The organism is Streptomyces niveiscabiei, from assembly GCF_001419795.1.
GTDB classification, from domain to species: Bacteria; Actinomycetota; Actinomycetes; order Streptomycetales; family Streptomycetaceae; genus Streptomyces; species Streptomyces niveiscabiei.
In genome coordinates this window covers 1-4,184 of sequence record NZ_LIRL01000919.1, presented here as the reverse complement: position 1 = coordinate 4,184, position 4,184 = coordinate 1, and the positions used below count along the sequence as shown (strand labels likewise).

Below are 4,184 nucleotides of genomic sequence, written 5' to 3'. Positions count from 1 at the left end.
ACCCCGCCCCGACCGCCGTGAGCGCCTGCACGAGCAGCAGCACGAGCACGCCCGCCCACACGGCCGCGACGGTCCACCGCCACAGCCCGGCGAGCCACGCCTCCCCCTCGGCGCGCCCCCGCTCGGCGACGTCCCCGGCGGACTGGGTCAGCTCCTCGGAGACCCACTGCCGGGAGGCGAACGCCGAGTGCGCGACGGCCGCCGGCACCCCCTCACCGGCCGCGAAGGAGTCCCGCCGCGCGAGGAACGCGGCGACGGCCCGCCGGTGCCCTTCCCGGGCCCCGTGCGGACACCCGCCGCACGTGCATCCGCCCGTGTGGACGCCCCCGGCGTCGACACCGGCCCCCTGCCCCGCTTCCCGCACCGCCACGCCCGACGACCGCCTTCCCGCGACCAGAAAGAAACCCCAGGCGGACCGCCTGGACAGAGAACTCGGACAGAAGACGGGCGGGAGCCTGCGCGACCCCCCGCAACTCCCGTGCGCCGAGAGCGAATTGTGCCCTATCGGGACCCCCGCGCGCTGACCCGGCCGGGCACCGGACGCAACCGGTCACGGAACATCCACGAACGGCCCGGCCCGGCCTCAACCCGCCTTCCCCCACCCCCTGTTGACCTCCCTGGGACAATTCCCCTATGGCCGAGATCATCCAGCGCGACGGGACCTGGGCCTTCGACGGTACGACCGTGCGCATCACCCCCGGTCTGCACCGCACCGTCCCCCTGTTCCGCCAGACGTACGGCGAGGTCGCGCTCCCCCTCGAAGCGGTCGCCGGCGTCGTCTACGAACCGGAGCGCAGGCGCGGCCGGTTACGGGTCCGGCTGCGCGAGGGCGCCGACCCGCTCCTCCAGGCGACCGGCGGCCGGCTCCCCGAACCCGCCGACCCCTACCGCCTGTTGGTGGACCCGGACAGCGCCGGGACCGCCGAGTTCCTCGCCGAGGAGATCCGCAACGCGCTGCTCCTGGAGCAGATCCCGAAGGACCCGACGGCCGGCTACCTCCTCCCCGGCCCCCCGGTCCCCGTCTCGGTCCGCTCCTCGGACGGCACGGTCTCCTTCGACGGCACCCGGGTCCGCATCGACTGGGCGGACACCTCGGACCGGGTGAAGCGGGCGACGGGCCCGCGCGTGATCGGCGTCGGGGACGTCGTGCGCGTCGAGTGGATGCCCAACTCCGGTTACGACGACGGCTTCCTGCGGTTCGTCACCCGGGACACGGTCTTCTCGAAACTCCCGCCGGAGAAGGACCCGTACACCCTGGACCTGTGGGGCAACACCCGCCGCGACCTGCTCACCGCCCTGGTCGCGACGGCCGTCACGGCCCGCCTCCCGCACCCCTCGGCCCGTCCGCTCCGCGAGGACTACCCGGCCCTGCCCCCGCCGCCGACCGACCACCACGACGTACTCCTGCGCCGTCTGCGGGAGTTGGGGGAACTGCACCGCGCCGGGGTCCTCACGGACGAGGAGTTCGCGCGGACGAAAGCCGTGGTCCTCAGGGGGTTCGGAAGCTAGGGGGTTCGGAAGCTAGCCGAGGAGGTCCGGTTCGCTGCGGCTGATGTCCTGCCACAGCGGCTGGTAGTTGATCCACGCGACCAGGTCCCCGCCCAACTGCTCGCGCGTGGCGGTCGCTTGACGCCGTTCGATCAGCACCGGACGCCCGGCGGCCTTCGCGGTCAGCTGCACCTGGCTCGACCGCTCCATGGACAGGAACCACCAGGCGGCGGCGTCCACGGAGTCCCCGACGGTCAACAGCCCGTGGTTGCGCAGGACAAGGGCCTTCCGCGACCCCAACGCCGAGGCGATGCGCCGCCCTTCGTCCGCGTCGACGGTCACCCCGGTGTACGTGTCGTACAGCGCGTGGTCCTCGAAGAAGGCGCAGCTCTCCTGCGTGATCGGGTCGAGCAGTTCCCCGAGCGCGGCGAGCGCCCTCCCGTACACGGAGTGGCAGTGCGCGACGGCGACGACGTCCGGGCGCGCCGCGTGCACCTGCGCGTGCACGGTGAACGCGGCCTGGTTGACGTGGTAGCTCCCCTCGACGACCTGCCCCTCGGCGTTCGCCAGCACCAGATCGCTCACCGTCACGTGCTTGAACGGCACCCCGAACGGGTTCACCCAGAAACAGTCGCTGAACTCCGGGTCCCGCGCGGTGATGTGCCCCGACACCCCGTCCTCGAACCCGAGCCGCCCGAAGATCCGCACGGCGCCCGCGAGCCGCTCCTTGCGGTGGCGCCGCTCGTCCTCGGGCGACTCGTGCGTCGGCGGCAGGGCGAACCGGAGCCGGTCGGTGGGCAGCGGGGCAGGCGGGGTGGGCCCGGACATCGGTCCTCCAGCGATGGACTGCTCTACAGGGCCGGAAGTTACCGCCGGTCAGCGGAAAAAGGCAGGGCCGCGCGGGAAAGGCGACAGGAGATGTCGGGATACGCCGGGACACTCACAGCATGAACACGAACTGGGCCGCTTTCCGCACCGCCGAACCCGACCTCGCCGCGACCGTCGAGGCGCGGTTCGCACAGCACACGCACCAGGTCCTCGCGACGCTCCGCAAGGACGGCTCGCCGCGCACCAGCGGCATCGAAGTCCGCTTCCACGACGGCGAGTTGTGGCTCGGCATGATGACCGGCTCCCTCAAGGCGCGTGACCTGCGCCGGGACCCGAGGTTCGCGCTCCAGGCGAACCCCGGCGAGGGGACGAGCCTGGGCGGGGGCGACGTACGGGTCTCCGGGCGGGCGGTGGAGGTCGAGGACGGCCCGCTGAAGGCGGCGTACGTGAAAGAGGTGGAACCGCCGGAGCCGTTCCACCTCTTCCGCGTCGAACTCACGGACGTCACGAGGACGTTCGTGGAGGACGAGACCTACCTGGTCGTCGAACTCTGGGAGCCCGGCAAGCCGGTGCGCACGATCAAGCGCACCTGAGCCTCAGGGTTACTCCCACTCGATCGTGCCCGGCGGCGGTTCACCTCCGCTTCAGCAGAGAGGCCCCGCCAGCCACTTTACTCCCACTCGATCGTGCCCGGGGGCTTGCTCGTCACGTCCAGCACAACCCTGTTGACGTCCCGCACCTCGTTCGTGATCCGCGTCGAGATCCGCGCCAGGACGTCGTACGGGAGCCGCGACCAGTCCGCCGTCATCGCGTCCTCGGAGGAGACCGGGCGCAGGACGATCGGGTGGCCGTAGGTGCGGCCGTCGCCCTGGACGCCGACCGAGCGGACGTCCGCGAGGAGGACCACCGGGCACTGCCAGATCTCGCGGTCGAGGCCGGCCGCCGTCAGCTCCTCGCGGGCGATCGCGTCGGCCTCGCGCAGCAGGTCGAGGCGCTCCTTGGTGACCTCGCCGACGATGCGGATGCCGAGGCCGGGGCCGGGGAAGGGCTGGCGCTGGACGATCTCCTCGGGCAGGCCCAGCTCCTGGCCGACCATGCGGACCTCGTCCTTGAACAGCTTGCGCAGCGGCTCGATGAGCTGGAACTCCAGGTCCTCGGGGAGCCCGCCGACGTTGTGGTGCGACTTGATGTTGGCGGTGCCGGTGCCGCCGCCGGACTCGACGACGTCCGGGTAGAGCGTGCCCTGCACGAGGAACTCGACCGCCGGGCCCGCGTCCGCGATGATCTCGGCCTGCGCCTGCTCGAAGACGCGGATGAACTCGCGCCCGATGATCTTCCGCTTCTCCTCGGGGTCGGAGACCCCGGCGAGCGCGGTGAGGAACCGCTCCTCCGCGTCGACGACGACCAGCTTGACGCCGGTCGCGGCCACGAAGTCCTTCTCGACCTGCTCGGTCTCGCCCTTGCGCATCAGGCCGTGGTCGACGTACACGCAGGTCAGCTGGTCCCCGATGGCCCGCGCGACGAGCGCTGCGGCGACCGCCGAGTCGACGCCGCCGGAGAGCCCGCAGATGGCGCGCTTGTCGCCGACCTGCTCGCGGATCGCCGCGACCTGCTCCTCGATGACATTGCCAGTGGTCCAGTCCGGCTTGAGCCCGGCGCCCCGGTACAGGAAGTGCTCCAGGACCTGCTGGCCGTGCGTGGAGTGCATGACCTCGGGGTGGTACTGGACGCCGTACAGCCGCTTCTCGTCGTTCTCGAAGGCGGCGACGGGGACGACGTCGGTGGACGCGGTGACCGCGAAGCCCTCGGGCGCCGCCGAGCAGGCGTCGCCGTGGGACATCCACACGGCCTGCTCGGCCGGGGTGCCC

At 72.1% G+C, this 4,184-nt stretch carries 4 protein-coding genes and 1 pseudogene; 2 read left to right on the top strand and 3 right to left on the bottom strand.

Going from position 1 to position 4,184, the window contains the following annotated elements; all coding sequences use genetic code 11:
* Positions 1-370, bottom strand: a pseudogene (locus AOK24_RS36900) (hypothetical protein); the annotation flags it as partial.
* A 263-nt stretch (positions 371-633) separates the two neighbouring features.
* Here AOK24_RS36900 and AOK24_RS36895 point away from each other — a divergent pair.
* Entirely contained in the window at positions 634-1,509 is an 876-nt protein-coding gene (locus AOK24_RS36895) for a DUF4429 domain-containing protein (protein ID WP_055724310.1), read from the top strand.
* Between the two features lie 12 nt (positions 1,510-1,521).
* On the opposite strand, the gene AOK24_RS36890 is transcribed toward AOK24_RS36895, so the two are convergent.
* Positions 1,522-2,316, bottom strand: coding sequence for a class II aldolase/adducin family protein (locus tag AOK24_RS36890; RefSeq protein WP_055724309.1), 795 nt, complete (start codon positions 2,314-2,316; stop codon positions 1,522-1,524).
* 119 nt (positions 2,317-2,435) lie between these two features.
* Here AOK24_RS36890 and AOK24_RS36885 point away from each other — a divergent pair, with 119 nt between their 5' ends.
* The gene (locus AOK24_RS36885) at positions 2,436-2,909 is read left to right on the top strand and encodes a pyridoxamine 5'-phosphate oxidase family protein (protein WP_055724308.1); all 474 of its coding nucleotides are present in this window, start codon (positions 2,436-2,438) and stop codon (positions 2,907-2,909) included.
* A 77-nt stretch (positions 2,910-2,986) separates the two neighbouring features.
* Here the strand turns inward: AOK24_RS36885 and guaA are convergent.
* On the bottom strand, positions 2,987-4,184 hold a 1,198-nt coding region (guaA, locus tag AOK24_RS36880; RefSeq protein ID WP_055724307.1), incomplete at its 5' end, for a glutamine-hydrolyzing GMP synthase.